General features: G+C 34.5%; 26 protein-coding genes and 2 pseudogenes. 20 read left to right on the top strand and 8 right to left on the bottom strand.

All coding sequences use genetic code 11. From position 1 onward, the window contains the following. Window positions 1-82 precede the first annotated feature (82 nt). The 13 genes and pseudogenes from msrA (at window position 83) to sucB (ending at window position 12,299) form a co-directional block, all read left to right on the top strand. Window positions 83-610, top strand: a complete 528-nt coding sequence (msrA, locus tag HMPREF2603_RS07970; RefSeq protein WP_002480939.1) for a peptide-methionine (S)-S-oxide reductase MsrA — start codon at window positions 83-85, stop codon at window positions 608-610. Further along, complete coding sequence (gene msrB / locus HMPREF2603_RS07975; RefSeq protein WP_002480938.1) at window positions 603-1,037, top strand: peptide-methionine (R)-S-oxide reductase MsrB; 435 nt, start codon at window positions 603-605, stop codon at window positions 1,035-1,037. The genes msrA and msrB overlap by 8 nt, the downstream gene beginning before the upstream one ends. Window position 1,038: 1 nt before the next feature. Further along, a complete protein-coding gene (locus HMPREF2603_RS07980) occupies window positions 1,039-1,539 on the top strand; it encodes a PTS sugar transporter subunit IIA (protein WP_060804287.1) in 501 nt (166 codons plus the stop codon). Then, window positions 1,539-1,760, top strand: a complete 222-nt coding sequence (locus tag HMPREF2603_RS07985) for a YozE family protein (RefSeq protein ID WP_002480936.1) — start codon at window positions 1,539-1,541, stop codon at window positions 1,758-1,760. The genes HMPREF2603_RS07980 and HMPREF2603_RS07985 overlap by 1 nt, the downstream gene beginning before the upstream one ends. An 89-nt stretch (window positions 1,761-1,849) precedes the next feature. Beyond that, the gene (locus tag HMPREF2603_RS07990) at window positions 1,850-3,385 is read left to right on the top strand and encodes a S41 family peptidase (RefSeq protein WP_148130472.1); all 1,536 of its coding nucleotides are present in this window, start codon (window positions 1,850-1,852) and stop codon (window positions 3,383-3,385) included. Between the two features lie 13 nt (window positions 3,386-3,398). Next, the gene (locus HMPREF2603_RS07995) at window positions 3,399-3,905 is read left to right on the top strand and encodes a GNAT family N-acetyltransferase (RefSeq protein ID WP_002480934.1); all 507 of its coding nucleotides are present in this window, start codon (window positions 3,399-3,401) and stop codon (window positions 3,903-3,905) included. A gap of 17 nt (window positions 3,906-3,922) precedes the next feature. Continuing rightward, window positions 3,923-5,011 carry an undecaprenyldiphospho-muramoylpentapeptide beta-N-acetylglucosaminyltransferase gene (locus HMPREF2603_RS08000; protein WP_023015209.1) on the top strand — a complete coding sequence of 363 codons (1,089 nt, stop codon included), beginning with the start codon at window positions 3,923-3,925 and terminating at the stop codon, window positions 5,009-5,011. A gap of 1 nt (window position 5,012) precedes the next feature. Next, the gene (locus tag HMPREF2603_RS08005) at window positions 5,013-5,636 is read left to right on the top strand and encodes a phosphatase PAP2 family protein (protein WP_002480932.1); all 624 of its coding nucleotides are present in this window, start codon (window positions 5,013-5,015) and stop codon (window positions 5,634-5,636) included. Between the two features lie 156 nt (window positions 5,637-5,792). Then, window positions 5,793-5,958: pseudogene (locus HMPREF2603_RS13630) on the top strand (hypothetical protein). 60 nt (window positions 5,959-6,018) lie between these two features. Next, on the top strand, window positions 6,019-6,681 hold the full coding sequence (locus HMPREF2603_RS08010) for a response regulator transcription factor (RefSeq protein WP_060804286.1): 663 nt from the start codon (window positions 6,019-6,021) through the stop codon (window positions 6,679-6,681). Then, window positions 6,678-8,042 carry a HAMP domain-containing histidine kinase gene (locus tag HMPREF2603_RS08015; protein ID WP_023015211.1) on the top strand — a complete coding sequence of 455 codons (1,365 nt, stop codon included), beginning with the start codon at window positions 6,678-6,680 and terminating at the stop codon, window positions 8,040-8,042. Before HMPREF2603_RS08010 ends, HMPREF2603_RS08015 begins: the two co-directional genes overlap by 4 nt. A gap of 183 nt (window positions 8,043-8,225) precedes the next feature. Beyond that, a complete protein-coding gene (locus HMPREF2603_RS08020) occupies window positions 8,226-11,021 on the top strand; it encodes a 2-oxoglutarate dehydrogenase E1 component (RefSeq protein ID WP_060804285.1) in 2,796 nt (931 codons plus the stop codon). 12 nt (window positions 11,022-11,033) lie between these two features. Continuing rightward, a complete protein-coding gene (gene sucB, locus HMPREF2603_RS08025) occupies window positions 11,034-12,299 on the top strand; it encodes a dihydrolipoyllysine-residue succinyltransferase (RefSeq protein WP_070502046.1) in 1,266 nt (421 codons plus the stop codon). A 141-nt stretch (window positions 12,300-12,440) separates the two neighbouring features. Here sucB and HMPREF2603_RS08030 read toward each other — a convergent pair whose 3' ends face one another. Beyond that, window positions 12,441-12,620, bottom strand: a complete 180-nt coding sequence (locus tag HMPREF2603_RS08030) for a hypothetical protein (RefSeq protein WP_060804284.1) — start codon at window positions 12,618-12,620, stop codon at window positions 12,441-12,443. Between the two features lie 173 nt (window positions 12,621-12,793). On the opposite strand from HMPREF2603_RS08030, the pseudogene HMPREF2603_RS08035 reads away from it, so the two are divergent. The 5 genes and pseudogenes from HMPREF2603_RS08035 to brnQ3 form a co-directional block, all read left to right on the top strand. Continuing rightward, a pseudogene (locus HMPREF2603_RS08035) lies at window positions 12,794-13,603 on the top strand (VOC family protein); the annotation flags it as partial. A 30-nt stretch (window positions 13,604-13,633) separates the two neighbouring features. After that, entirely contained in the window at window positions 13,634-13,837 is a 204-nt protein-coding gene (locus tag HMPREF2603_RS13030) for a DUF6501 family protein (RefSeq protein WP_002480925.1), read from the top strand. Between the two features lie 91 nt (window positions 13,838-13,928). Continuing rightward, entirely contained in the window at window positions 13,929-14,720 is a 792-nt protein-coding gene (locus HMPREF2603_RS08040) for an ATP-binding protein (RefSeq protein WP_002480924.1), read from the top strand. Between the two features lie 12 nt (window positions 14,721-14,732). Then, complete coding sequence (locus HMPREF2603_RS08045) at window positions 14,733-16,625, top strand: vWA domain-containing protein (RefSeq protein WP_060804283.1); 1,893 nt, start codon at window positions 14,733-14,735, stop codon at window positions 16,623-16,625. A gap of 225 nt (window positions 16,626-16,850) precedes the next feature. Further along, window positions 16,851-18,194, top strand: coding sequence for a branched-chain amino acid-like transporter carrier protein BrnQ3 (gene brnQ3, locus HMPREF2603_RS08050; protein WP_060804282.1), 1,344 nt, complete (start codon window positions 16,851-16,853; stop codon window positions 18,192-18,194). A 57-nt stretch (window positions 18,195-18,251) separates the two neighbouring features. Here brnQ3 and HMPREF2603_RS08055 read toward each other — a convergent pair whose 3' ends face one another. The 4 genes from HMPREF2603_RS08055 to HMPREF2603_RS08070 all read right to left on the bottom strand — a co-directional run bounded on the left by HMPREF2603_RS08055 (window position 18,252) and on the right by HMPREF2603_RS08070 (window position 21,348). Beyond that, window positions 18,252-19,172 (bottom strand): diacylglycerol/lipid kinase family protein, encoded by a 921-nt coding sequence (locus tag HMPREF2603_RS08055; protein WP_070502048.1) that lies wholly within the window; start codon window positions 19,170-19,172, stop codon window positions 18,252-18,254. Window positions 19,173-19,297: 125 nt separating this feature from the next. Continuing rightward, on the bottom strand, window positions 19,298-20,425 hold the full coding sequence (locus HMPREF2603_RS08060; protein WP_002480920.1) for a toxic anion resistance protein: 1,128 nt from the start codon (window positions 20,423-20,425) through the stop codon (window positions 19,298-19,300). Next, a complete protein-coding gene (locus tag HMPREF2603_RS08065; protein WP_002480919.1) occupies window positions 20,425-21,063 on the bottom strand; it encodes a 5-bromo-4-chloroindolyl phosphate hydrolysis family protein in 639 nt (212 codons plus the stop codon). Before HMPREF2603_RS08065 ends, HMPREF2603_RS08060 begins: the two co-directional genes overlap by 1 nt. 15 nt (window positions 21,064-21,078) lie before the next feature. Then, the gene (locus tag HMPREF2603_RS08070) at window positions 21,079-21,348 is read right to left on the bottom strand and encodes an acylphosphatase (protein ID WP_002480918.1); all 270 of its coding nucleotides are present in this window, start codon (window positions 21,346-21,348) and stop codon (window positions 21,079-21,081) included. Window positions 21,349-21,506: 158 nt separating this feature from the next. On the opposite strand from HMPREF2603_RS08070, the gene msaA reads away from it, so the two are divergent. Both msaA and cspA read left to right on the top strand, forming a co-directional pair. Next, complete coding sequence (gene msaA, locus HMPREF2603_RS08075; protein WP_023015218.1) at window positions 21,507-21,815, top strand: regulatory protein MsaA; 309 nt, start codon at window positions 21,507-21,509, stop codon at window positions 21,813-21,815. A 351-nt stretch (window positions 21,816-22,166) separates the two neighbouring features. Further along, entirely contained in the window at window positions 22,167-22,367 is a 201-nt protein-coding gene (gene cspA, locus HMPREF2603_RS08080; protein ID WP_001831260.1) for a cold shock protein CspA, read from the top strand. A 234-nt stretch (window positions 22,368-22,601) separates the two neighbouring features. Here cspA and lysA read toward each other — a convergent pair whose 3' ends face one another. From lysA to HMPREF2603_RS08095, 3 genes are read right to left on the bottom strand one after another with little or no spacing between them, the layout of a single operon-like run. After that, entirely contained in the window at window positions 22,602-23,870 is a 1,269-nt protein-coding gene (gene lysA / locus HMPREF2603_RS08085; protein ID WP_002480913.1) for a diaminopimelate decarboxylase, read from the bottom strand. A gap of 1 nt (window position 23,871) precedes the next feature. Then, complete coding sequence (locus HMPREF2603_RS08090; protein WP_060804280.1) at window positions 23,872-24,948, bottom strand: alanine racemase; 1,077 nt, start codon at window positions 24,946-24,948, stop codon at window positions 23,872-23,874. After that, window positions 24,945-26,108: a M20 metallopeptidase family protein gene (locus tag HMPREF2603_RS08095; RefSeq protein WP_060804279.1), complete on the bottom strand. Its 1,164-nt coding sequence runs from the start codon at window positions 26,106-26,108 to the stop codon at window positions 24,945-24,947. The genes HMPREF2603_RS08090 and HMPREF2603_RS08095 overlap by 4 nt, the downstream gene beginning before the upstream one ends. Between the last annotated feature and the right edge of the window lie 58 nt (window positions 26,109-26,166).

A 26,166-nucleotide genomic window follows, 5' to 3' on the forward strand; every position in this document is an offset into this window, starting at 1 on the left:
TCAGGTTAAAGCAAACTAATAGAAAATAAAGTGCAGTCATGATAAATTTAGAATTGACTAAACGCCGAATGGAGGTAATATTTTGGCATATGCAACATTAGCTGGCGGTTGTTTCTGGTGTATGGTAAAACCATTCACATCATATCCTGGTATTAAGAATATTGTATCAGGATACAGTGGCGGCCACGTAGAAAATCCAACTTATGAAGAAGTATGTACGAACACAACAGGACATGTTGAAGCAGTACAAATTGAATATGATCCTGAAATCACTTCATTTGAAAATATATTAGATGTTTATTTCAAGACGTTCGATCCAACAGATAATGGTGGACAATTCTTCGATCGCGGTGAAAGTTACCAACCGGTCATTTTCTACCATGACGAAGAACAAGAAAAAGCTGCACAATCTAAAATCCAGCAGTTAAACGAACAAATGATTTTTAATAAACCTGTGATCACACCGGTAAAACCATATAAAAACTTTTACCCGGCAGAATCTTATCATCAAGATTATTATAAAAAGAATCCAATGCATTATGAACAGTATCAAAAAGGTTCAGGAAGAAAAGACTTTATAGAAAGACATTGGGGGGAGCAAAATGCTTAAAAAAAGTAAAAATGAATTAACAGATATGGAATATCTTGTTACTCAAGAAAATGGTACAGAACCTCCTTTCCAAAATGAATATTGGAATCATTTCGAAAAAGGTATCTATATCGATAAACTTTCAGGCAAACCACTATTCACTTCAGAAGAAAAATTTCATTCTGATTGTGGTTGGCCAAGCTTCTCTAAAGCTCTAAGTGACGATGATATCATTGAACTTGTAGATAAGTCATTTGGTATGGTAAGAACTGAAGTACGTTCTGAAAACAGTCATTTAGGTCACGTTTTCAATGATGGACCAAAAGAAACAGGCGGATTAAGATATTGTATCAATTCAGCTGCTGTACAATTTATTCCTTATGATAAATTAGAAGAACTTGGATATGGTGATTTGATTCCACATTTCAAGAACCAAGGAGAGAAATAATATGTTTAAAAAATTATTTGGCAAAGAGGATAAAGTAGATAAGTCAATCGAGGTTTATGCACCGATTTCTGGTGAATACGTTAAAATCGAAGATATTCCAGACCCAGTATTTGCGCAAAAAATGATGGGTGATGGCTTCGGTGTTAATCCAAGCGAAGGTGACGTTGTTTCACCAATTGAAGGTAAAGTTGACAATATCTTCCCAACTAAACATGCGTTAGGTTTAAAAGCTGATAACGGTTTAGAATTATTAATTCACATCGGTCTAGATACAGTTCAATTAGATGGTGAAGGATTCAATGTATTAGTTGAAAGCGGCGATACAGTAAAAGTTGGAGATCCACTAGTTGAATTTGATGTAGACTATATTGGAAATAACGCTAAATCAGTCATTTCACCAATTATTATTACTAATACAGATCAAGCAGATAAAATCGATATCCACCCGCAAGATCAATTAGTTAAAAGTGAAACAAAAGTAATTGATGTGACAATGAGTTAATGAAAGATTATTCATTTTATCAATTTGCGCTTACTGTGCGAGGCAGACCTGATGAAAAAGGTCAATTAGCAGAACAGATTTTTGATGATTTAGCTTTTCCAAAACATGAGTCAGACTTTCATACATTGTCAGACTATATAGAGACTGAAGCTTCTATCAGTTCACCAATGTATGTATTTGATGACTTATTTGATGAATATCAGGAATGGTTAAAATTTTAAATTTTTGACGTAGGGTTGGTGTGAGGCACCAGCCCTTTTATTTTTTATATAGCCATATATAAGTTGATGAACGTGCTGAATTTGGTAAAATGAATTATCCATTCAAACTAGAACTTATTTATGCACATCAACGTAATTTAAGAAAGGGGCATATCCGAGTGACACAACATAATGATGAAACTAATCAACCTTCAGATGAACAAGACTCAAAAAAGGCACCTAAGTTTTTTAAAATTAAAAGATGGAAATTCATCACATTTAGTATACTCGCATTGTTGTTAACGATTATCCTTACAGTCTTTGCGACAATCGCGATAGCACACAAATTTTCAGGGCTAGACGACTCACAAAGAAAATCATTCAGTAAAGTTGAAAGTACATATCAAACATTAGCCAATGATTACTATAAAAAACAAGATTCAGAAAAATTATCTGAATCTGCCATTAACGGTATGGTTAAATCATTAAAAGATCCTTATTCACAATATATGACAAAAGATGAAACCAAATCATTTAATGAAGACGTTTCAGGTGATTTCGTAGGTATCGGGGCTGAAATGCAGCAACGTAATAAAGAAATCAGTGTAACCAGCCCCATGAAAGGATCTCCTGCAGAAAAAGCAGGTGTACAACCCAAAGATGTTTTAACTAAAGTAGATGGGAAATCTATTAAAGGTAAGTCACTGACAGAAGTAGTCAAAATGGTACGTGGTAAAGAAGGTACTGAAGTTACGTTAACTATTAAGCGTGCCAACCAAGAACAAAACATTAAAATCAAAAGAGAAAAAATCCACGTTAAAAGTGTTGAATACAAAAAAGAAGGCGATGTTGGTGTCTTCACGATTAATAAATTCCAAGAAGATACAGCCGCTGAATTGAAAACTAATATTATGAAAGCACACAAACAAGGCGTACGAAAAATTGTATTAGATTTACGTAATAATCCAGGCGGATTATTAAATGAAGCAGTTAAAATGTCGAATATCTTCATCGATAAAAATAAACCGGTTGTGAAGTTGCAAAAAGGGAAAGAAATAGAATCGGTGAATACTCCGACCGATCCATTAAAAGAAGTAAAAGATATGAAAGTATCTATCCTTGTCAATGAAGGTTCAGCCAGTGCTTCTGAAGTCTTTACTGGTGCAATGAAAGACTATAATAAAGCGAAGGTTTATGGTGAAAAGACATTTGGTAAAGGTATTGTACAAACCACACAAGAATACTCAGATGGTTCGTTATTAAAATATACTGAAATGAAATGGTTAACACCACACGGTACTTATATCCATGGTAAAGGAATCAAACCAGATGTCGAAATTGCATCTCCTAAGTATCAATCATTATCAATGATTCCTGATGACAAAGTGTTTAAAGAAGGCGATCAAGATAAAAATGTCAAATCTATAAAAATCGGCTTAAAAGCTTTGAATTATCAAGTTGGAAAAGAAAACAATGACTATGATGCAAAACTCAAATCTGCAGTTGAAGATTTCCAAAAAGATAATCAATTACCAGTAACAGGCAAATTTGATAAAGAAACGAATCAAAAATTCGCAGAAAAGTTAGTAGATAAAGCGAATAAAGATGATGAAATGTTAGATACTTTAATCAAAAAATTAAAATAAAGGGGCACAATTTATGATCAGAAACGCATCACAAGAAGATTTAAATGCGGTAGCCGCATTGACAGAAGAAGCCAAAAAAATTATGGCAGAAGATAATAATCCACAATGGGATGAAGCCTATCCATTACTAGAGCATTTTGAGGAAGATATTACAAATAAATCATTATTTGTATTAGAAGAGGAGAATACAATTTATGGTTATATTGTTATCGACCAAAATCAATCAAAATGGTATGATGAACTAGAATGGCCGATAGATAGAACCAATGCTTATGTCATTCATAGACTTGCAGGTTCTGCTAATTATAAAGGCGCAGCAACAGCATTATTTAACTTTGCTGTTGAACGCGCGTTAGATCACGGCGTTGATGTGTTACTCACTGATACGTATGCTGCGAATCAACGCGCGCAAAACTTATTTGAAAAATTTGGTTTTCATAAAGCAGGCGAAGCCAATTTAAATTATCCTCCTTACGATAAGGAAGAATCATTCTATGCCTATTATAGAATTTTAAAATAAGAATAGAGGTATTTATCATGACGAAAATTGCATTTACTGGCGGCGGAACAGTCGGACATGTTTCAGTCAATTTAAGTTTGATTCCAATTGCGAATGAAAGAGGTTACCAAACTTTTTATGTAGGTTCTAAAAATGGAATTGAAAAAGATATGATTTCATCACAATTACCAAATACACCGTACTTCCCGATATCCAGCGGGAAGTTACGCAGATATTTATCATTTGAAAATATCAAGGATGTATTTAAAGTACTCAAAGGAATTTTAGACGCACGTAAAATCTTAAAGAAACAAAAACCAGATTTACTTTTTTCTAAGGGAGGATTTGTATCTGTACCTGTAGTCATCGCGGCACGTTCATTAAATATCCCGGTGATTATTCACGAATCAGATATCACTCCAGGTCTTGCGAATAAAATTTCTCTAAAATTCGCAAATAAAATCTATACAACATTTGAAGATACATTAAAATATCTGCCAAAAGCAAAAGCAGATTTTGTCGGTGCAACTGTTAGAGATGATTTAAAACAGGGTAACAAAGAAAAAGGTTATCAACTGACAGGATTTAACGCTGAGAAAAAAGTGTTATTAGTCATGGGCGGCAGTTTAGGCAGTAAAACGATTAATGATTTAATTCGACGCAATCTTGACGAATTATTAAAAGATTATCAAATCATTCATCTAACTGGTAAAGGACTACTTGATTCATCTATTCAAAAAGAAGGTTATCGTCAATTTGAATTTGTGACGAGTGAATTAACAGATTTACTCGCGATTACAGACATGGTAGTCAGCCGAGCAGGTGCTAATGCAATCTATGAATTCTTAACATTAAACATTCCTATGTTGCTGATTCCATTAGGATTAGACCAGTCTCGTGGCGATCAGATTGATAATGCAAAATATTTCCAATCTAAAGGGTATGCGCAAACATTACCAGAAGATGAAGCTTCTCAACAAAAATTCATGGATGCGTTAAAAGAGATTGAAAATAATCGTTCAACTATTGAACAACAAATGTCGAACTATCACCAGCTATTTACTAAAGAAGATTTATTAGACAAGATTCTTAAAGATACAAACCAAAAGGAAACGAGGGAAAGCTGAGTTGAGTCGAGCTAAAAGAATTTCACTGATTCTAGTATTTACATTGATATTCAGCGCGATTGCTGTGTTCCATCAAAATAGAATCGGTAATTGGATTGATACAGAAGTCTATGATTTTATTTATGCCTCACACAGCATCATTACAACTAGTATTTTTATGGGTGCAACTTGGATAGGCGAAGTATGGTCAATGATCTGCCTTTCACTTTGTGTTGTCGCATTTTTATTAATGCGTAAAATGCAAATAGAAGCTTTATTCTTTGCGATTGTGATGGCAGTTTCAAGTATCTCTAATCCAATTATGAAAAACACAATTGATAGAGAGCGTCCTACTAAATTAAGACTTGTAGAAATTGGCGGCTATAGTTTCCCAAGTGGCCACGCGCAAGGTTCTACATCTTTCTTCGGTAGCTTGATTGCAATTTCAAGCCATTACTTACACGGGACACCACGTGTGATGATGACTTCATTCTGCATCTTCATGATTGCGATGATTTGTATGTCTAGAATTTATTTAGGTGTACATTATCCTACTGATGTCATTGCAGGCGTGCTTGCAGGTGCTGTATGTATTTTATCTGTATCATTATTGTTCAAAGGTAAATTCAAAGCCTTTGCTAAATGAGAATTAAAGTGAGATTAAGTGCTGCTTAATCTCACTTTTTTAATTTATAATAGAAAAAAACCGATTCTGCTTAATTGAGAATCGGTTAAGTATGTCACGTTACTTTTAGTGTAACGTCAGTATTTACGGGCATATATAAAAGGGGATAAATCGAAAATGACCAATCCAATTAAGAACGAAATGTGGGGGGGATGTCTCATTTGTGATTGATAATCATTTTCAATTACTATTATACATTAGTGAGAATGGTTGTCAATTAGAAATCAAAAATAATTTCACTTTTTTATTCAACTCCATATTTTTGTCACAATTAATCATTTGATTCGTTTCATTCGTTCTTAAACGTTTTGATTATGATAAAATCATGATTGAGGTGCTTTCAATGACAAAAATATTAATCGTAGAAGATGAGCAAAACTTAGCTCGATTCATTGAATTAGAATTAGTACATGAGAATTATGAAGTTGATATTGAAAATGATGGTGCAGAAGGATTAGAAACAGCATTAAAAAAAGAATATGATCTGTACTTACTCGATTTGATGTTGCCACATATGGATGGTTTAGAAATATGTAAGAGAATACGTGAAGTCAAATCTACTCCAATTATTATCATCACAGCAAAAGGTGATACATATGATAAAGTAGCAGGTTTAGATTATGGTGCAGATGATTATATCGTAAAGCCATTCGATATCGAAGAACTATTAGCACGTATTCGTGCAACATTAAGACGCCAACCAGCTAAAGACATCATCGATATTAAAGGCATTCAAATTAATAAAGAAGCCTTTCGTGTTACGATTGATGGTCAAGAGGTTGAATTAACTAAAACCGAATATGACTTGTTGCAATTGCTTTCTGAAAACTTAAATCATGTCTTACAACGTGAACAAATATTAAATCATGTTTGGGGTTATGACAGCAAAGTAGAAACCAATGTAGTGGATGTTTATATTCGTTATCTGAGAAATAAATTGAAACCGTTTGGTAAAGAAAAGGTAATCGAAACAGTACGTGGTGTCGGTTATGTGATACGCAAATGAAGCAACGAAAATTAAAAACTCAATGGATGCTAATTACTACGAGTATTACGTTTTTAATTGTTTTCATTTTCAGCTTAGTCATCATTTACTTTTTGAGCATCACTTTAAGAGACAGTGAAATTAATGATGCAGAAAAAAGTGCTGATAACGTTTCAGCTTTACTTGCGACGAAATCTTTGGTTGATATTAAACCTTTAGATTTAAACGCATCACTTGGTAATTTCCAAAAAGTGATTCTGTTTGATAATGACAAACAAAAGATAACCGAAACATCGACTATGAGTGATTTTATTAATAGCACAAAAGGGATTGAACCTTCTCAGTATCACAGTGTTTACGTGCAACGTATTAAAGATGCAAACTTTTTAATCGTTTCTCATCCAGTCGAAACTGAAAAGTTTCATGGTTATTCTGTGATTATCCATTCGCTCGCAAGTTATGATAGTGTTATGCATTCATTAATCATCTTATCGGTGTTATTTGGTATTATTGCCATTATTATTACTGCCACTATCAGTTATATCTTTTCTGCACAAATCGCAAAACCTATTACAATTATGGCTAACAAAATGCGTAAAATCCGTAGAGATGGTTTCCAGGAAAAGTTAGAACTACCGACTGAATACGATGAAACAACTGACTTGATTGATACATTCAACGATATGATGATTCAAATTGAAGAACTATTTGATCAACAACGCCAGTTCGTAGAAGATGCTTCACACGAACTGAGAACACCGCTTCAAATCATTCAAGGTCACTTAAATCTTATCCAACGATGGGGTAAGAAAGACCCAGCAATTTTAGAAGAATCATTAGATATAACAATCGAAGAAATGAATCGTATTACCAAGTTAGTAGAAGAGCTGTTACTATTAACGAAAGAATCAACCTATAAGGATGCTTTAGATGTAGAACCTGTTGATGTGAATGACGAGATTAAATCTAGACTAAAATCTCTCAAACAATTACATCCTGATTATAGTTTTACATTTACACCATCAGTGAAACCAATATGGCTGAATATTAATCGTTATCAACTTGAACAAGTATTGCTTATCTTTTTGGATAATGCGATTAAATATGATACAAGAGAGAAAAGAATAGAAATTTGTACTGCACTTAAAAATAGACAAGCAACTATTGAGATTACCGATCATGGTTCAGGCATTCCTAAAAAAGACTTAGACTTTATCTTTGACCGTTTTTATCGCGTAGACAAATCACGTTCTAGACAACGTGGAGGTAATGGTTTAGGATTATCGATTGCTCAAAATATAGTGAATTTACATGGCGGTACGATTCAAGTTGAAAGTGAAGTTGATACGTTTACTACATTCAAAATTACCTTCAACGTATAATTACATTTTAATGATAATTCGTCTATTATTGTACAATATTATATTTAAGGTTATATATGTGTATAAAGAGCCGTCATATCGGCTCTTTTTCATGCCATCAAATCGTCATTCTCCCTTTAATTTGTGAACATTTAATGATATTATTTATTTGTAAGCGTTTCAATATATTGTGGAGGGAGTAATATGACGAAATATACACAGGTTAGTGAAGCACCTGTAAATTTCGGAGCTAACTTAGGGGTAATTATTGATTTATACGATCAATATCTACAAGATCCAACTTCTGTCTCTGAAGATTTACAAATTCTATTTAGTACAATTAACAATGACAACAGAGAGGTGGCTGCAGCACCTTCATCAAGTTCTGATGATATGACAATTAAACAAGTTATGCGTTTAATCGATAACATCAGACAATATGGGCATCTGCAGGCAGATATTTATCCAGTCAATCGACCAGAACGTAAAAATGTTCCTAGATTGACACTTGAAGATTTCAATTTAACAAAAGAAGATTTAGAGCAAATTTCTTCAGGCATTGTGTCAGATCATTTTTCTGATATTTATGACAATGCCTATGAAGCAATCCAACGCATGGAAAAGCGTTATAAAGGGCCGATTGCTTTTGAATACACACACATTAACAACAATAAAGAACGCGCTTGGCTCAAGCGACGTATTGAAACGCCATATAAAGCAAACTTAAATAAAAGCCAAAAGCTAGAATTATTCAAGACATTAGCACATGTTGAAGGTTTCGAAAAATATCTTCATAAAAACTTTGTAGGGGCAAAGCGATTCTCTATTGAAGGTGTAGATACCCTTGTGCCAATGCTGCAACAAATCTTAAGTCGTGCAGCTAAAGAAGAAATTCAAAATATTCAAATAGGTATGGCACACCGTGGACGCCTCAACGTTTTAACACATGTGTTAGAAAAACCTTATGAAATGATGATTTCTGAATTCATGCATACTGATCCAATGAAGTTCCTACCACAAGACGGCAGTCTAGAATTAACTTCAGGTTCAGCATGGACAAGTGACGTTAAATATCACTTAGGCGGTACGAAAACAACAGACACTTATGGTATAGAACAACGCATTTCATTAGCAAACAACCCAAGTCACTTAGAAATCGTGTCACCGGTTGTATTAGGTAAAACACGTTCTGTACAAGATGACCGTCATCAAAGCGGCAAAGTACAAACAGATTTCAGCAAATCTATGCCGATTTTAATTCATGGTGATGCTGCTTATCCAGGACAAGGTATCAACTTTGAAACAATGAACTTAGGCAACTTAGAGGGGTATTCAACAGGCGGTTCATTGCATCTGATTACTAACAACAGAATCGGTTTCACTACAGAGCCACAAGATGGTCGCTCAACAACATATTCTACAGATGTTGCTAAAGGTTATGATGTACCGATTATGCATGTTAATGCAGACAATGTTGAAGCAACAATTGAAGCAATTGATATTGCAATGGACTTCAGAAAAGAGTTCAACAAAGATGTTGTTATCGATTTAGTCGGTTACCGTCGTTATGGTCATAACGAAATGGATGAACCATCTATTACAAACCCAATTCCTTATCATGCCATCCGTAAGCATCCAACTGTAGATCACATTTATGGTGACCAATTGGTTGAAGAAGGCATTATCTCTGAGGATGAAAAGAATGACATCTTAGATGATGTTCAAAAAGAACTACGTGCAGCACATGATAAAATCGATAAAAATGATAAAACAACAACACAAGATATGTCTAAACCAGACAATGTTGACTTACCGCTTCAACCTGATGATCGTCAATTTGATTTCGAAGAATTGAAATCAATCAATGATGCATTATTAACATATCCAACAGGTTTTGAAGTCTTGAAAAAACTGAAAAAAGTTTTAGAAAAACGTAGAGAACCATTTGAAAAAGAAGATGGTTTAGTAGATTGGGCACAAGCTGAACAACTTGCATTTGCGACAATCATGCAAGATGGCACACCAATTCGTTTAACAGGTCAAGACAGTGAACGTGGTACTTTCAGTCACAGACATGCGGTATTGCATAACCCTGATACTGGCGAAGAATATGTGCCTTTACAACATGTACCAAATCAACGTGCATCCTTCGATGTTCATAACTCACCGCTATCTGAAGCAGCTGTTGTAGGCTTCGAATACGGTTACAATGTTGAAAACAAGGGTACTATGAATATCTGGGAAGCTCAATACGGCGACTTTGCGAATATGGCACAAATGATGTTCGATAACTTCTTATTCAGCAGTTATGCGAAGTGGGGCGAACGCTCAGGTCTAACATTGTTCTTACCACATTCATATGAAGGACAAGGTCCAGAGCACTCATCAGCAAGATTAGAGCGTTTCTTACAACTCTCAGCTGAGAATAACGCGACTGTCGTAAATTTATCTAGCTCTAGTAACTATTTCCACTTATTACGTGCACAAGCAGCAAGCTTGGATACTGATGCAATGCGTCCACTAGTTGTCATGTCACCGAAAAGTTTATTAAGAAATAAAACTGTAGCTGACACAATCGATAAATTTACACAAGGCCATTTCGAACCTATCTTGCCAGAAGAGCATGAAGCAAGCAAAGTCAAAAAAGTGATTTTAACTTCAGGTAAAATGTTTATTGATTTGAAGGAACGTCTGCAAAAAGAACCGGATGAATCGATTTTATTGATTGCGGTAGAACGCTTATATCCATTCCCAGCTGACGAAATCAAAGCAGTTATTGATCAGTTGCCAAACCTTGAAACAATTGCATGGGTTCAAGAAGAACCGCAAAACCAAGGTGCTTGGTTGTTCGTATATCCTTACTTAAGTGATATCGCTAGCGATCAATACGAATTGCAATATAGCGGTCGTATTAAACGTTCTGCGCCAGCTGAAGGTGACGGAGAAAATCATAAACTCGTTCAAAAATCTATTATCGAAGAGAGTATTAACAAAAATTAGGGGGAAATTAGTATGTCTGAGATCGTAGTTCCAGAGTTAGCAGAATCTATTACAGAAGGTACAATAGCTGAATGGTTGAAGAATCCAGGTGATTCAGTAGACAAAGGTGAAGCTGTTGTCGAATTAGAAACAGATAAAGTCAACGTTGAAGTTGTATCTGAAGAAGCAGGTGTTTTACAAGAACACTTAGCAGAACCTGGTGATACTGTTGAAGTAGGACAAGCAATCGCAACTGTAGGGGAAGGCAGCGGCAGTTCATCATCTTCAGCTTCATCTGATGACAAAAAAGAAGAAGCACCAAAATCTGAAGACAAATCAGAATCAAAATCTGAACCAGCAGAAGCTGACAAATCAGAAGAAAAAGAAAGTGCTTCTAGTGACCAACGCGTCAATGCAACACCATCTGCACGTAAATATGCGCGTGAAAAAGGTATCGACTTAGCAGAAGTTGCTTCTAAAGGTAACGATGTTGTACGTAAAGATGACATTGATCGTCAACAACAAGGTAACCAAAAACAAGCTGAGCCAGCAAAATCAGAAGCACCAGCTAAACCACAAAGCAGCACACCAAACAAACCAGTGATTCGCGAAAAAATGTCTCGTCGTAAACAAACAGCAGCTAAGAAATTATTAGAAGTATCTAATAACACAGCAATGCTGACTACATTCAACGAAGTTGACATGACAAATGTGATGAACTTACGTAAACGTAAAAAAGAACAATTTATCAAAGATCATGACGGAACAAAATTAGGTTTCATGTCATTCTTCACAAAAGCAGCCGTTGCAGCATTGAAAAAATACCCTGCAGTGAATGCTGAAATTGATGGACAAGACATGATTACTAAACAATTCTATGATATCGGTATTGCGGTATCTACAGATAATGGTTTAATCGTGCCATTCGTACGTGACTGTGATAAGAAAAACTTCGCAGAAATCGAAAGTTCAATCGCAGACTTAGCAGTTAAAGCACGCGACAACAAATTATCACTTGGTGATTTAATGAACGGTTCATTCACTATCACAAACGGTGGTATCTTCGGTTCAATGATGTCTACACCAATCATTAACGGAAGCCAAGCAGCTATTTTAGGTATGCACTCAATCATCACGCGTCCAATCGCGATTGATAAAGATACAATTGAGAACCGTCCTATGATGTACCTTGCTTTAAGCTACGACCACAGAATTATTGATGGTAAAGAGGGAGTAGGATTCTTGAAAACAATCAAAGAGCTTATCGAAAGCCCTGAAGATTTATTATTAGAATCTTAATCTATAAAGTAAATCATATTACAAACCTTGATACGACGGCAGTTTTGCCGTCGTATTTTAATGTTGATTTTGAATTTAGAAACAAAAATAAGCAGCGTGATTGATTTAACTCATTAAAATCAATCACCGCTGCTTTTAATTCTATAACATATTGAAAACGACAAGTTCTATAATTGCAAGGATGACAAATACGATACATAAAACTCCGAAATGTTGCTTTTTAAACTTCGCATTTTCTTTAATTCGACCTGTGAAGTAGCTAATACCGGAGTACGCTGCTACAAGTATCGTTAAAGCGAATAATATCCAGAAAGTAAGCATTATTAATCATCTCCTTTGATCCAAATTTTCAGATCAAACATGCCTTTTCTAATCCTATATACTATTACTATACCTTATTTTGACTGAATTCATTCATTGAACACTTCATCATACAAAAACCACTTCATTTAAGTTATAATGAATGAGAAATCACAAAAGAAGGTGTGGGTAAAATGGCAGGTTTACGAAGTGTCACAATAGGTACTCGAAATCTAGAACAATCAATTTATTTATTTCATGATATTTTAGGATTGAATTATGAAAGACAAGGTTCAAAAAATGCAGTACGTTTTGGTGATGCATTTTTAAGTCCGGGTACAAGAATACACTTTATTGAAGTACCAAACTATTCGACAGAAAATAATCATGTCTTAAGTGTCGGTTTAAGAACACCATCAGATTTAGGATTAGAAGAGTATCAATCAATTTTAGACCAAAATGAAATCAAATATGGTGACGTTACTGAAATGAATAATAATAAACATTTTGAATTTAAAGACGGTAACGGACAATTCTTTGATATCTATTCTAATGAAAATAATAGTGGTGTACCATTAGGTATGCCTACCGATGAAGGTACGGTGAATCCGCTTCACCAAATCCAAGGACTTGGACCAGTGATTGTTCAAGTTAACGAAATGTTGCTGACTTCATCGATTTTATCTAAAGTATTCGGCCTTGATCATTTTGCTGAATACACACCGACTACAGATGATGACTTTAAAGTACAAGTATTTCGAATTGGAGAAGGCGGCTTAGGTGGAGAATTACACATCTTCCAAGCTACAGAACCAATTAATTTACCAGAATATGGTTCGGTCGAACAAATCGAATTTAGTACGCAATCTAAACAAGAATACCGCAATGCGGTCCAACAGCTAGAAACAATTGGCATTCCATATCAAACGCTTGAACAACAAGATTCAGAATCAGTTCGTATTACAGAAAATAGTGGATTGTCATTCATCTTAACTTTAGAAAAAGCTAACCTGCACAGAAAGGATTGTGAACATATGTTACACGAAGAATGGAAAGACAAACAACCAATTAAAAAGGTAGAAGTACTACATACAGACGCTAAAAAATTTACAGTATCTGATATGTTGACTATTGGAAAACAATACGATGTCGTTAACGAAACTGAAGAATATTATCAAATCATTGATAACTCAGGTAAAGTTGGCGGTTATTATAAAGAGTATTTTAAAGAAGTTTAATAAGCAATTTGAATTAAATATTCGATTAGGGACTTGGGCACAATGATGTGCCTCGGTCTATTTTTTGATGTATGAAAAGGAGAAATTTTAAATGGCACAACATCAGTATATTAATGCCGATAAAACAGTATTTGGTGACGCATATGCAATGATGCGCTTAAATAAAAACATTTTATTAAAAGGACCAACAGGGTCAGGTAAAACGAAACTCGCAGAATCATTAAGTGAAGATATTAATATTCCAATGCATCAAGTCAATTGTTCTGTTGATTTAGACGCTGAAAGTTTACTAGGTTTCAAAACTATCCAAACAAGTCCAGATGGCAATCAAGAAATTGTCTTTATTGATGGACCTGTTATCCAAGCGATGAAAGAAGGACACATTCTATACATTGATGAAATCAATATGGCGAAACCTGAAACACTTCCTATCTTAAACGGTGTGCTAGACTATCGTCGCAGTCTTACAAATCCGTTTACTGGTGAAATTATTAAAGCAAAACCTGGTTTTAATGTCATTGCAGCAATTAACGAAGGTTATGTAGGTACATTACCGATGAACGAAGCATTAAAAAACCGTTTCGTTGTTATTCACGTCGACTATATTGATGGCGAAACATTAAAAACAGTTATTAAAGAACAAAGCCGCTTAGACGATGATGCACTTATTTCAAAAATTGTCGCATTTAATGAAGACTTACGTACTATGACAAAACAAGGGCAAATTTCTGAAGAAGCTGCAAGTATCCGTGCATTGATTGATATGAGTGATTTAGCAACAGTCATGCCGATTGAACGTGCAATCCAACGTGCGATTATTGACAAGTTAGAAGATGAACGTGAACAACAAGCGATTATTAATGCAATAGAATTGAACTTTTAGTGAGGGATTTTTATGACCAATCGATTTATCAAGTTTAATGATGAAATCTTAGACGCTAAAAAAGTGATGATGTTGCAAGACCTTGCACGTTTACTTTTGGAAAATAATCAAACGCATGTCAAAATTCAAAAATTCCCTTATTATGATCCGATCGAAAATGAATTAATCGCTAGTGTCTTCTGGACACACCGTCCAAGTCATATTGAAATTACTGGACTAAAGACAGATGTTTTACTTGCGACCTATGGTTATCGATTAATGGATGAATTTATTGTGAATGAAGTACTAGATAATCAAGAATTTAAACATCCAAGCTTCTTTAAACAAGTCTTCAAGCTATTAGAAGATATGCGTGTGCTAAATGCGATTGTTAAAATTCGCCCAAGTATGAAAGATGCAATCGCTTTGCGCAAACAAATTCGTCTTAACTATACTGAGTCACAAATCAGTGTTTATCGCACAAAAACAACTTATACTGATTTAATCTTCTTATATTTAGAGAAATCACTATTAACTGAAGACTTTTATGAAGTGCCTAGTATTAGACCTGATTTAGATCCAATCTTACAAAGTATGTATATGTATCTGCCTAATTTCTTTATGAACTACACATCAGAAGACAATAAGTTCTTAGCTGAACGTATTATGTATCAGCTTGATGACTTATTAGATGAAGACATGCTAAATGAGTATTATTACATTCCACGTAAAGTTTATAAAGAAATCCAAGCTGAAACTTTCGATGACCTTAAACGTGTGGATGCAGCAAATGTTGACGGTAAAGATGACACAGATGAAGATGATGACATCGAGACAGCTGAAGCTGACACCAAAGCACAAGACTCTAAATCGCAAGGTGGTTCTTACCTAGAAATGAAACTCCATGAAGGCGAGAACAGTGAAGCTGTCAGTGATAATGACAACGCACGTGAAGGTGATGCTTCTGATGATATGACAGATATGATGACTAAAAAGGGTAAAGGATCAAATGAGACCTTAGATAATGAGTCGGGTGGCCAAACAGGTGCTTCATCACAACCTTTTGCCTTAAAAGGTATCAATGAAAATGTGGAAATTAAATGGAATGTGCCGGAAATAACAGCTGAGGATCGTGCAGCATATCACGAAGTAGAACGAGAAGTACAATACGAAATCAAGGATTTAACACAAATCATTGAAAAAACGATAGAACGTGAACAAGTTGATGAACGTCATAACCTTACTAAAGGACGTTTACAAAGAGACTTAATCAATTGGTTTATTGATGACCAATATAAAATGTTCTATAAAAAACAAGATTTAAGTCGTTCCTTCGATGCGACATTCACATTACTTGTTGATGCATCAGCAAGTATGATTGATAAAATGGAAGAAACAATCAAAGGTGTCGTATTATTCCATGAAACCTTGAAAAAACTGAATGTAAAACATGAAGTTTTAGCATTTAATGAGGATGCATTTGATGCTGATGACAAATCGCAACCTAATATTATTGATGAAATTATCAATTATAATTATTCTATCGGTTCAAAAGACAGCGCTAGAATAATGGAATTAACGCCACAAGATGATAATAGGGATGGTGTCGCAATCAGAATTGCAAGTGAACGCTTATTAAGCAGACCGCATCACCAACAATTTTTAATCATCTTTTCTGATGGTGAACCTTCAGCATATAATTACGATCAAGATGGTATTATTGACACGTACGAAGCTGTTGAAGAAGCTAGAAAATATGGTGTTGAGATATTTAACGTATTCTTAAGTCAAGAAGAAATTACCGAAGATATTGAACGTACCATCCATAATATTTATGGGCAATACGCTTTATTTGTAGAAGGTGTTGAGAACTTACCGAGTCAACTTTCACCTCTATTGAAAAAACTATTATTGAAGTCTGTCTAAAGACCTTATACAATACGCATACAAAACACAATAAGACATTATCTTGTTGATTGTATGCGTATTATTTTGTTTTAAAATTAGTAAAATGACATATTTCACTGATTATGTAACAAATTTCGCGTGATACTTTTTAAATTTTCTGAAAGTTTATATGGCAATTCCTAGTGCATTATGCTAAAATAAAGCAATATTTAAGATTTATAGTAACAGAAGGAGCACATCAAAATGAATAAAAACACATGGATTATCGGGTTTACCTTGTTTGCCATCTTCTTTGGCGCCGGAAACCTTATCTTCCCACCAAACTTAGGACTAGATAGCGGTCATTATTTCTGGCCAGCTATTCTCGCATTTGTATTAACGGGAATCGGGCTTCCGTTATTAGGTGTGGTAGTAGGTGCTTTAGATAAACAAGGTTATATCGGATCATTTAATAAAATATCACCTATTTTCTCAGTAGTATTCCTAGTGGCTATTTATTTAACAATCGGACCGTTGTTCGCAATTCCGCGTACAGCGTCAACATCATTTGAAATGACTGTTACACCGATCATTAATACAAGCAGCCCAATTGCGTTATTTATTTTCTCAGTTATTTATTTCGCAGTAGTATTATATCTTTGTTTGAGCCCTGGTAAAATGGTAGACCGTATCGGTTCATTATTAACGCCAGCATTGTTGATTACAATCATTGCTATGATTATCAAAGGATTTATGGACTTCGGTGGTAATCCATCTAGCCATGGTACAGAAGCATATACATCAACATTAACAGGTTTCTCTCAAGGTTTTACACAAGGTTACCTTACAATGGATGCAATTGCCGCAATTGCTTTCTCTATGATTGTAGTAAATGCAGTTAAAGCAACAGGAGTGACACATGCTGATACAATCTTCAAACAAACAGCAATGGCAGGCGTAATTGCAGCAGCTGGTTTAATGTTCATTTATATTTCTCTAGGTTATATCGGTAACCATATGGTTGTATCTCCAGAGAAATTAAAAGATTTAGCAGCACATGACCAAAACATCGGTACATACTTACTGACTACAATTGCCGGAACTGGTTATGGTGAATTTGGTAAATACTTATTAGGTATCATCGTTGCACTTGCTTGTTTAACAACAGCATGTGGACTTGTAGTATCAGTAAGTCAATACTTTAATAGTATTTTCCCTAAAATCTCTTACAAAGCTTATGTATTAGGCTTTACTGGTATCAGTTTAGTACTTGCTAACTTAGGTTTAAACCAAGTTATTCAACTTTCAATTCCAGTATTGATGATTTTATATCCAATCGGAATTACAACTGTATTATTAATTTTGATGGCACGATTTGTTCCAATGAAACCAATCGTCCAACAATTTACGATTATTGTGATTACAATTACATCATTAATTAGTGTAGCGGTTGCTAAAGAATGGATTCATTTTGGAGCTTGGAGCAAATTACCACTTGCTAGCAACAGCCTAGAATGGTTCCCAATTGCGATTGTAGCTGTAATTATCGGCTACTTAATCAGCTTAGGCGCAAAAAATCAAAAACCAATCGTTTACGAAAAAGAATAATTCTATAAATCTAGAACGGGAGTGTACAAATCATACGTACACTCCCGTTTTCTATGCTTATTCGTTTTCTATATCTACATACAATAGTTTTACTTTATCTTTTAACAATTTAATTTCAGCAGGCGTATCAAATAATATTTTTCCATCAATGTCCATTTTAGTATTTGGAGTCGTTTCTAAAGTTGCTTCATCAGTGGATACTAATGTGATATTCTCAGTGATATCATTCCAATTCATACTGTCTTTCACATGGAAGAAATCCTTAATTAAACTCATATTATGATTTTTGAATAGGAAGATATTCATTTTACCATCGCAAGGGGATAAGTCTTCTAAAGGAATTCTGCTTCCACCGACAAAATTACCATTTGCGATGAGGATCATGGATGTTTCTCCTGAATAACTTTCACCATTTGCTTTAACTTCATATTTATAGGTTTCAGGATCAGCAATTACTTTTAAAGTAGTAAAGATATAACTTAACTTACCAAAAACTTTCTTACTGTTTGAATCTACATTTTCTGCATTTTCTACCATCATACCGATTCCGGCAAAGTTTAACGCAATATGACCATTAATATCTAATACATCAAAAGATTTCACTTTAGCTTCAAGCAATTGTTGTGCTGCTTGTACAGGTCTAGCAGCCAAATTTAATGTTTTAGCAAAATCATTAAACGTTCCGCCTGGAATAATGCCGATAGGAATATTCAACTCATTTTTTACGACGCCGTTTACTAACTCATTAACTGTACCATCGCCGCCTAAGATAAAGAAGATATCATATGAATGGTCATCATTTTGTGCTACAGTATCACAAAACCTTTTAATATCTCCTTCTTCTTTACTTAATTTAATTGTTAAATCATCACACATTTGAACTAAGCTTTCTGTTACTTGTCCAATAGATTTATACAGGTTGCCTTGACCTGCGGCTTGATGATAAAACAAAACACCTTTATTGAAGTGTTGTGTCATTAGTTACCAGACTCCTTTGAACTTATCTCGTTATACTTACCCAAAAATTAATATTGTTCAATCATACAAAAGAAAAAACGATTATCTTTCACCAAAACGGTAGGGGAGATAATCGTTTTTGTTTGTTATTGTACTTTATTTTCTTTCATTGTTAATAAGCGTTCTTTCATATCCGCTTCTAAATGTTGCAATTCTTGTTCAGCTTGTTGACGTTTTTCACGACCTTCAGCTTGAATTTGCAATGTTTGTTCAACTGTTTCAATAATATTCTCGTGTGTTGATTTTAATGTTTCAATATCAACAATTCCACGTTCATTTTCAACAGCTGTATCCACTGCATTTTGTTTTAACAACTCTGAGTTCGCAGTTAACAGGTCATTGGTAGTATCAGTAACTGCACGTTGTGCTGACATTGCTTGTCGTTGACGCATCAATGTTAACGCAATAGCCATTTGGTTTTTCCACAATGGAATACTTGTCAAAATGGAGCTTTGAATTTTTTCGGCAAGTGTTTGGTTCACATTTTGAATCATACGAATTTGTGGTGCAGTTTGTAGTGATATTTGTCTAGATAACTGTAAATCGTAGATACGTTTATCTAAACGATCCGCAAATTGTTCTAAATCAGCTACTTCTTGAATATCCATTTGATTGCCTGATTCATATGCCTTTTGTCTTTTCTCAGGTAATTCTTGTTCTAAGATTGCTTGTTTCTTTTCTTGTGCCGCTGCAATATAAAGGTTAAGTTCTTCAAAGTAGTCTTTATTTTGATCATATAGACCGTTTAATAATTGAATATCTCTGTTCAATCCATCTTTATGATTTTTTAATTCAACAGAAATACGGTCTACTTGAGAGCCAACTGATTGCATTCTTGAGAAAATTTCATTCGCAGAAGCTTTAGCGCGTTTAAAAATTTTCTTTATGAAAGAATCTTTTTCTTGTTTAAAGTCATCGGGTTGTACTTCTTTAAGTTTTACCATTAATTGATTTAATGTATCTCCGATAGGGCCTGTATCTTTAGACTTTACTTCAGTCAGCATTTTATGTGCGAAAGTCGACATACTAGATTGTGCATTAGAACCGAATTTCATCAGTGAGTCATAATTCATCGGTTCAATCTGATTTGCCAACTCTTGAATTTTCTTTTGTTGTTCTGGCGTGAAATCTTTATTAGCCTCCATGAGTGTCTGGTCATTTGAAATCTGGCTCTGTAACTCTGGATGTGTCGGCATTTCATTTTCGTTAGCCATTAATCATGCTCCTTTCTTTGTAAGTGACGTTGTTGCTCTATTTTATTCATTTCCATTTCAACATCAAGACGTGTATAGTCTTCTTCATTTAATCGCTTTAAATCTGCAACTAAAGTTCTTTTAACTTCATCTAAGGTAATACGTGTTTGTTCTAACTTTTGTTTTTCTTCTTTAGATTTTGCTGGCATTTTTGCCAATCTTGTATAGCTTTCAATCAAGTTCAACGCATTGTCTAAGTGCGAATAGAAAAAGCTATCAACAATAAAGAACTTTTGTGGTTGCTGTCTCACCGTAAAATATATCGTTCGTGCTAACCTATGAATTTCGTTAACTTGCTTGAAATCTTTTATTGATCGCACGTTGATAAAGGATTTTAGTAGTTTTCTAACTTTTGTTTGCGCATTATTTAAATGGTGACGCACAAATCTAAAGTCTCTTCGTGTTAATCCTATTTCATTTAAATATTTTTTGGATGTGAAAAATTGAGTAGGAAGGTAAAAAGCAAAGAATGCTGCAATACCGATTCCTAAATCATATACAAATAATATATCGAATGCATAAATACTTGTGAGCCAAGCGACAATAGCAGCTGGAACACCTACAAGTGTTCCATAAATTCGAGAAATATAATATCTCAATTTACATCTTCCTTTTTAAATAGTTCTAAATCTTTCTAAAGATGAATCTGTATCTAGATGTTCAATGTTGTAGTCTGTGACATTGGAAGCAGGGGAAGCACCCTCGATTATCGCTTGTGTGAATTGTTCGAGTTCTTGTTCTTCACCTTGGGCATATATTTCTACATATTGCTCAACATTTTGTACTGTTCCTGTAATATGATATTTTTGTGCAAGGCGTTCAGTAAAATAACGGAATCCGACACCTTGTACTTGTCCAAATACTTGAATTTTTCTACGTTGCATAAGATCACCTCTTTGTTTTATTATACGAATTTTCAGGGCAAAAAACTAATATTTACTACACAACCCAATATCTAAAAATACAAACACATTTCTTGAAATTATCTCTTCAATAGTTAAGAATATAAAGAGAAATGATTTTCTAAAAAGGGGATTTTAAAGTGTGGACAGTCAATATAATCAGAGCTGACTATGAGGGATGGTGGTTGTTCGATGATTGGCGCGATAATATCTATGAACAATTTCAATTTGAACAATATGAGGATATGCTTAAAAAATACAGAGAACTGATTTGTTTGTCTAAAATGAAGTTTGATAATTTCATAAAAGGTAAGTACAACATTTATGCATTCTACAATAATTGTGATATGGGGTTTTGTGAAGATTGCGATGAAGATATGCAAATATTTTATAGCTTTATCGTATTATATAATAACGAAGTATATTACGACCTCCCAATTATTGACTAATTATTTTTTACTATTTGTATTGCAATGATATGGGGAATGCACTATAATGGGTTTTAAGCAATAGTTTTATTCCATATTGCAAAGAATATTTAGCTCAAACACATATAGAACATACCGATAACATTGCTTTTGCGTGATCTGCAACTAAGGGTGGTATCGTAAGATTTATATTGAGTCATGAACAGTTATTAATCCACCTGCAGCATATACATAAGACTGTTGAAAAGTGATTAGAATGATATAGATATCAAGATTTACTTTTGTGGTTTTACAATACTCTAATTATCGTAAGTATTTTTTGTAATATGCGAATAAGCATATTGAATTTTAGTCTTGGAGGTTTCACAAATTATGAAACAAGGTACAGTTAAATGGTTCAACGCTGAAAAAGGATTCGGTTTTATCGAAGTTGAAGGAGAAAACGATGTATTCGTACACTTCTCAGCAATTAACCAAGAAGGTTACAAATCATTAGAAGAAGGTCAATCAGTAGAATTTGAAGTAGTTGAAGGCGACCGCGGTCCTCAAGCTGCAAACGTTGTTAAACTATAATTAATAGATGGCTTTTATTGATTATTAAACACTTTACACTTTGTAAAGTGTTTTTTTCTTTGTCTTTTTCCTTTTTTGGCTTTATCCCCAATATAAAATAGAAGAGAAAATTAAGATAATGATATATTGTTGTTTCTTGGAAAAGAGTGATTTTTCTTCTGTTAATTTATTAAATCTCGTATAATACAAAAAAACGAACTGATCTTATCTCAGTTCGTTTTTTACATTTATGATTTATTTTACTTTTGTATCATTAATAATTAATTGACGTAGTGATTGACGTTTGATAACTTCTCTTGCTTTACCATCTTTCACAAATAACACTGCAGGTTTCTGCATTTGGTTATAGTTAGATGACATAGAGTAGTGATATGCACCTGTTGATAATATCGCAAGGTAATCGCCACGATGAACAGATGAAGGTAATTTCACATCTCGCGCAATAATATCGCCAGACTCACATAATTTACCAGAGATAGTGACTGTATCGTCCGCTTCTTCATCACGATTAACTAATAAGGCATCATACTTTGCACCATATAATGCTGTACGGATGTGATCGCTCATACCACCATCAATAGATACATATTTGTTAATACCAGGAATTTCTTTAATTGTACCGACTTCATAAAGCGTTACACCAGCTTCTCCCACAATAGAACGTCCTGGTTCAATACCAATTGTTGGTAGTGGATAATCTGCTTCTTTCGCAATATCTTTTAAAGCATCTGTAATTTCTTTGATACCTGACTCGATAGGGAAGCTGACATCACCTTCAACATAACGGATACCGAAGCCGCCACCAATATTTAGTAAATCCACTTCTAAATTCAAATCTTTTAACCATTTAATCACAATTTTAGCTGTTTCAATCATTGCTTCTGTGCCTTCAATTTGAGAACCAATATGGAAATGGATACCTTTTAAGTTTAATTTATCGCTATTTTGAATTTTTTCAATCGCTTGATCTGCTAAACCATAGCGAATAGATAAACCAAATTTACTATCTTCTTGGCCCGTTTGAATAAATTCATGGGTATGTGCTTCTACACCAGGATTTACACGTAGTACAACATCAGCTGTTTCTGATGCATATCTATTAATTAATTCGATTTCATCTAAAGAATCAATCACGAAATAACCGATTTTACTTTCTAATGCATAACGAATTTCGTGTTTTGTTTTGTTATTACCATGGAAGTGGATGTTTGCTGGGTCGTAACCGGCTTCTAAAGCAGTATAAAGTTCACCTTCAGATACAACATCTAAGCTTAATCCTTCTTCTTGTACAAGCTTAACCATTTGTAGGCAAGTAAATGCTTTTGATGCATATGAAATATTATAATCAAGGCCGCTAGCTTCAAATGCTTCTTTATATCTGCGCATTTGATTACGGATTTGGTCCTCATCATAAACAATCAGTGGGGTACCGAAGCTTTGAGCAATCATTTCTAAACTTGTGCCACCCATTGTTAATTTACCATTTTTATATTCTACAACCATTTTATCGAATCTCCTTTATCAAAGAATCATGATTTAGCGCACTTAATTGTTCAGAGTTCGCGCCGACACCTTTAAACGTATATTCATCAATACGCATATCTTCATTATATAGTATCACTTCATCTTGTGCAGTAACGGTTTCATCAACCGCAACGAACATATGACTCATCATCAAAGCTTTGATAGGGTAACGTTTACCATTAATAATGGCTTCGTGTTTAGCTCTGGTTCTTAAAATACCGTCACCGTAACCCATATCAACAACCGCAAGTTTTGTATGATCTTGTTCGACTTCATACGCAAAGCTATAGCCGCAATAGTCACCTTTATTTACATCTCTGACTTGAATCACATTACCTTTAACAGTAAGTGATTGACTGATAACGTCTTCTGATAAGCTACTGTAAGGTCTTGAGCCATATAAAGCAATACCGATACGTGCATGCGTGTGATGCGGTAAAAGTTGTTGTTCTTCTCGATAAAATGAAGCACTGTTTTGTGCATGAATTAAATCAAAATGATATCCCTCAGAAAGTAATGCATCGACAACGTCAACCCACGCTTGTTTTTCAATACCATATTCAGGAACATCAAATTCATCTGCGTAACCAAAATGTGTCCATAAACCACTGATAATCATCTGATCTTCATTTTGGTTATTCGCATGATCTTCAAGTACTTCTTTAATTTCTTGTATGGTTTTAAGCCCAGAACGATGAAGTAAGTTCTCAAATTCTAAGTGAACATGGATACCTTGTAACTCTTCTTTATATTGATAGTAATAAGTTAAAGAGGGCAGGGTCATGTGAATATGATTATCTCTTACCGCATCAAAATCATAAACAGCGTTCATTAAAAAAATCGTCGCATTTGGCGCAATTTTTCTGACACGAATAGCTTCAGCAAGTGAAGTTGTGCTGAATGTATCAATGCCAGCTTCTAAAAAGGCTTCTACAGAAAATTCTAACCCATAGTTATAAGCATTGTTCTTCACAACGGCCATTAAATTTTGGTTATGACGTACTTTTTTCGCATTATCTATAAATTGTTGACGGTTTACCGACCAAATCGCTGTCATGAAGAAACCTCCTTGCCATATTGGAATAATAGATTTTCATAATAATCCGCAATACGGATTAATTGTGCTTCGTCGAAGTTAAGTTTCGGTGTATGCAAACCATGTACCCAGTCATTTGCTTCATTACGAATACCGACAAAAGCAAAGTAACTTGGCGCAATTTGGCTATAGAAACTGAAATCTTCACCGAATAAATAAGGTTTTTCTAATTCTACTACATTAAAGTCCGCATCTTTTAAAGCTTTAACGACACCATCATGTAAAGTAGGGTCATTATAAGTAGGTGGGTAACCTTCTTCAAACTTCACTTCGCAATTAACACCAAATAATAATTGTACACTTTGCGCAATTTTAGACATTTGGTCTTTTACTGCTTGTAGATCATTTGTGTCATACGTACGAATTGTACCTTCTAAGTAACCTTGACTAGGGACTGTGTTAATCGCTTCACCAGCATTAAAACGACCAATATGAACTATATTTCTTTGTAAACCATTCAAATGATATTGTTGAATTTGACTCACTTGGTTTAATACATGGATTAAACCTTCACCACATGAGCGTCCTTGTTCTTTATTCGCAACGTGGCTAGATTGTCCTTTTAAGAAGAAGCGATATTCTGTAGCGCTCGCAGTAATTTCTTCATTCATAATTGTTACAGTGCCTTCATCATTAAACGGCATAACATGGATACCAAAAACCGCTTCGATTGGATGATGATCAAATGCACCAGCTTTGATCAAACGGTTAGCACCTGCGCCTGTTTCTTCAGCAGGTTGGAAAATAAACACTACATTTTGCGGTAATTCGCCTTTGTCAAATAAAGCTTTGCATCGTCTGACAAATAAGAGTAGGGCAGTTGTATGGCCATCATGTCCACACGCATGCATCACATTTGCTTTTGAACTTTTAAAGTCGATGTCATTTTCTTCATCAATCGGTAAAGCATCAATATCAGCTCTAAACGCAATTGTATGATTACCGTTACCTTTTAAGTGTGCAACGACACCTGTTTCTAAAGGACGTTCATAAGGTACGCCGATAGATTCTAAAAAAGCAATGATATGATTCGTTGTTTCGTATTCTTCCAAACTTAGTTCTGGGTTTTGATGTAAATGGCGACGATGTTGTGTTACAAATTCTAATTCAGTTTGTGTCATAATATCCTTCCTTTTGTCTTACTTAATAATATGTATAAAAGGCGTATGTGAGGCTCTG

The sequence above is a fragment of the Staphylococcus sp. HMSC055C03 genome (assembly GCF_001809385.1).
Lineage (GTDB): Bacteria > Bacillota > Bacilli > Staphylococcales > Staphylococcaceae > Staphylococcus > Staphylococcus simulans.

Bases quoted from the DNA above. Each gene is read 5' to 3' on its own strand.
- HMPREF2603_RS08015 (WP_023015211.1), top strand. From the start codon at position 6,678: ATGAAGCAACGAAAATTAAAAACTCAATGGATGCTAATTACTACGAGT.
- HMPREF2603_RS08040 (WP_002480924.1), top strand. From the start codon at position 13,929: ATGGCACAACATCAGTATATTAATGCCGATAAAACAGTATTTGGTGAC.
- HMPREF2603_RS07990 (WP_148130472.1), top strand. From the start codon at position 1,850: ATGAATTATCCATTCAAACTAGAACTTATTTATGCACATCAACGTAAT.
- HMPREF2603_RS07995 (WP_002480934.1), top strand. From the start codon at position 3,399: ATGATCAGAAACGCATCACAAGAAGATTTAAATGCGGTAGCCGCATTG.
- HMPREF2603_RS08090 (WP_060804280.1), bottom strand. From the start codon at position 24,948: ATGACAGCGATTTGGTCGGTAAACCGTCAACAATTTATAGATAATGCG.
- HMPREF2603_RS07985 (WP_002480936.1), top strand. From the start codon at position 1,539: ATGAAAGATTATTCATTTTATCAATTTGCGCTTACTGTGCGAGGCAGA.
- HMPREF2603_RS08095 (WP_060804279.1), bottom strand. From the start codon at position 26,108: ATGACACAAACTGAATTAGAATTTGTAACACAACATCGTCGCCATTTA.
- HMPREF2603_RS08020 (WP_060804285.1), top strand. From the start codon at position 8,226: ATGACGAAATATACACAGGTTAGTGAAGCACCTGTAAATTTCGGAGCT.
- HMPREF2603_RS08060 (WP_002480920.1), bottom strand. From the start codon at position 20,425: ATGGCTAACGAAAATGAAATGCCGACACATCCAGAGTTACAGAGCCAG.
- msrB (WP_002480938.1), top strand. From the start codon at position 603: ATGCTTAAAAAAAGTAAAAATGAATTAACAGATATGGAATATCTTGTT.
- HMPREF2603_RS08030 (WP_060804284.1), bottom strand. From the start codon at position 12,620: ATGCTTACTTTCTGGATATTATTCGCTTTAACGATACTTGTAGCAGCG.
- HMPREF2603_RS13030 (WP_002480925.1), top strand. From the start codon at position 13,634: ATGTTACACGAAGAATGGAAAGACAAACAACCAATTAAAAAGGTAGAA.
- sucB (WP_070502046.1), top strand. From the start codon at position 11,034: ATGTCTGAGATCGTAGTTCCAGAGTTAGCAGAATCTATTACAGAAGGT.
- brnQ3 (WP_060804282.1), top strand. From the start codon at position 16,851: ATGAATAAAAACACATGGATTATCGGGTTTACCTTGTTTGCCATCTTC.
- cspA (WP_001831260.1), top strand. From the start codon at position 22,167: ATGAAACAAGGTACAGTTAAATGGTTCAACGCTGAAAAAGGATTCGGT.
- HMPREF2603_RS08055 (WP_070502048.1), bottom strand. From the start codon at position 19,172: ATGACACAACACTTCAATAAAGGTGTTTTGTTTTATCATCAAGCCGCA.
- lysA (WP_002480913.1), bottom strand. From the start codon at position 23,870: ATGGTTGTAGAATATAAAAATGGTAAATTAACAATGGGTGGCACAAGT.
- HMPREF2603_RS08010 (WP_060804286.1), top strand. From the start codon at position 6,019: ATGACAAAAATATTAATCGTAGAAGATGAGCAAAACTTAGCTCGATTC.
- HMPREF2603_RS08000 (WP_023015209.1), top strand. From the start codon at position 3,923: ATGACGAAAATTGCATTTACTGGCGGCGGAACAGTCGGACATGTTTCA.
- HMPREF2603_RS08070 (WP_002480918.1), bottom strand. From the start codon at position 21,348: ATGCAACGTAGAAAAATTCAAGTATTTGGACAAGTACAAGGTGTCGGA.
- HMPREF2603_RS08045 (WP_060804283.1), top strand. From the start codon at position 14,733: ATGACCAATCGATTTATCAAGTTTAATGATGAAATCTTAGACGCTAAA.
- HMPREF2603_RS07980 (WP_060804287.1), top strand. From the start codon at position 1,039: ATGTTTAAAAAATTATTTGGCAAAGAGGATAAAGTAGATAAGTCAATC.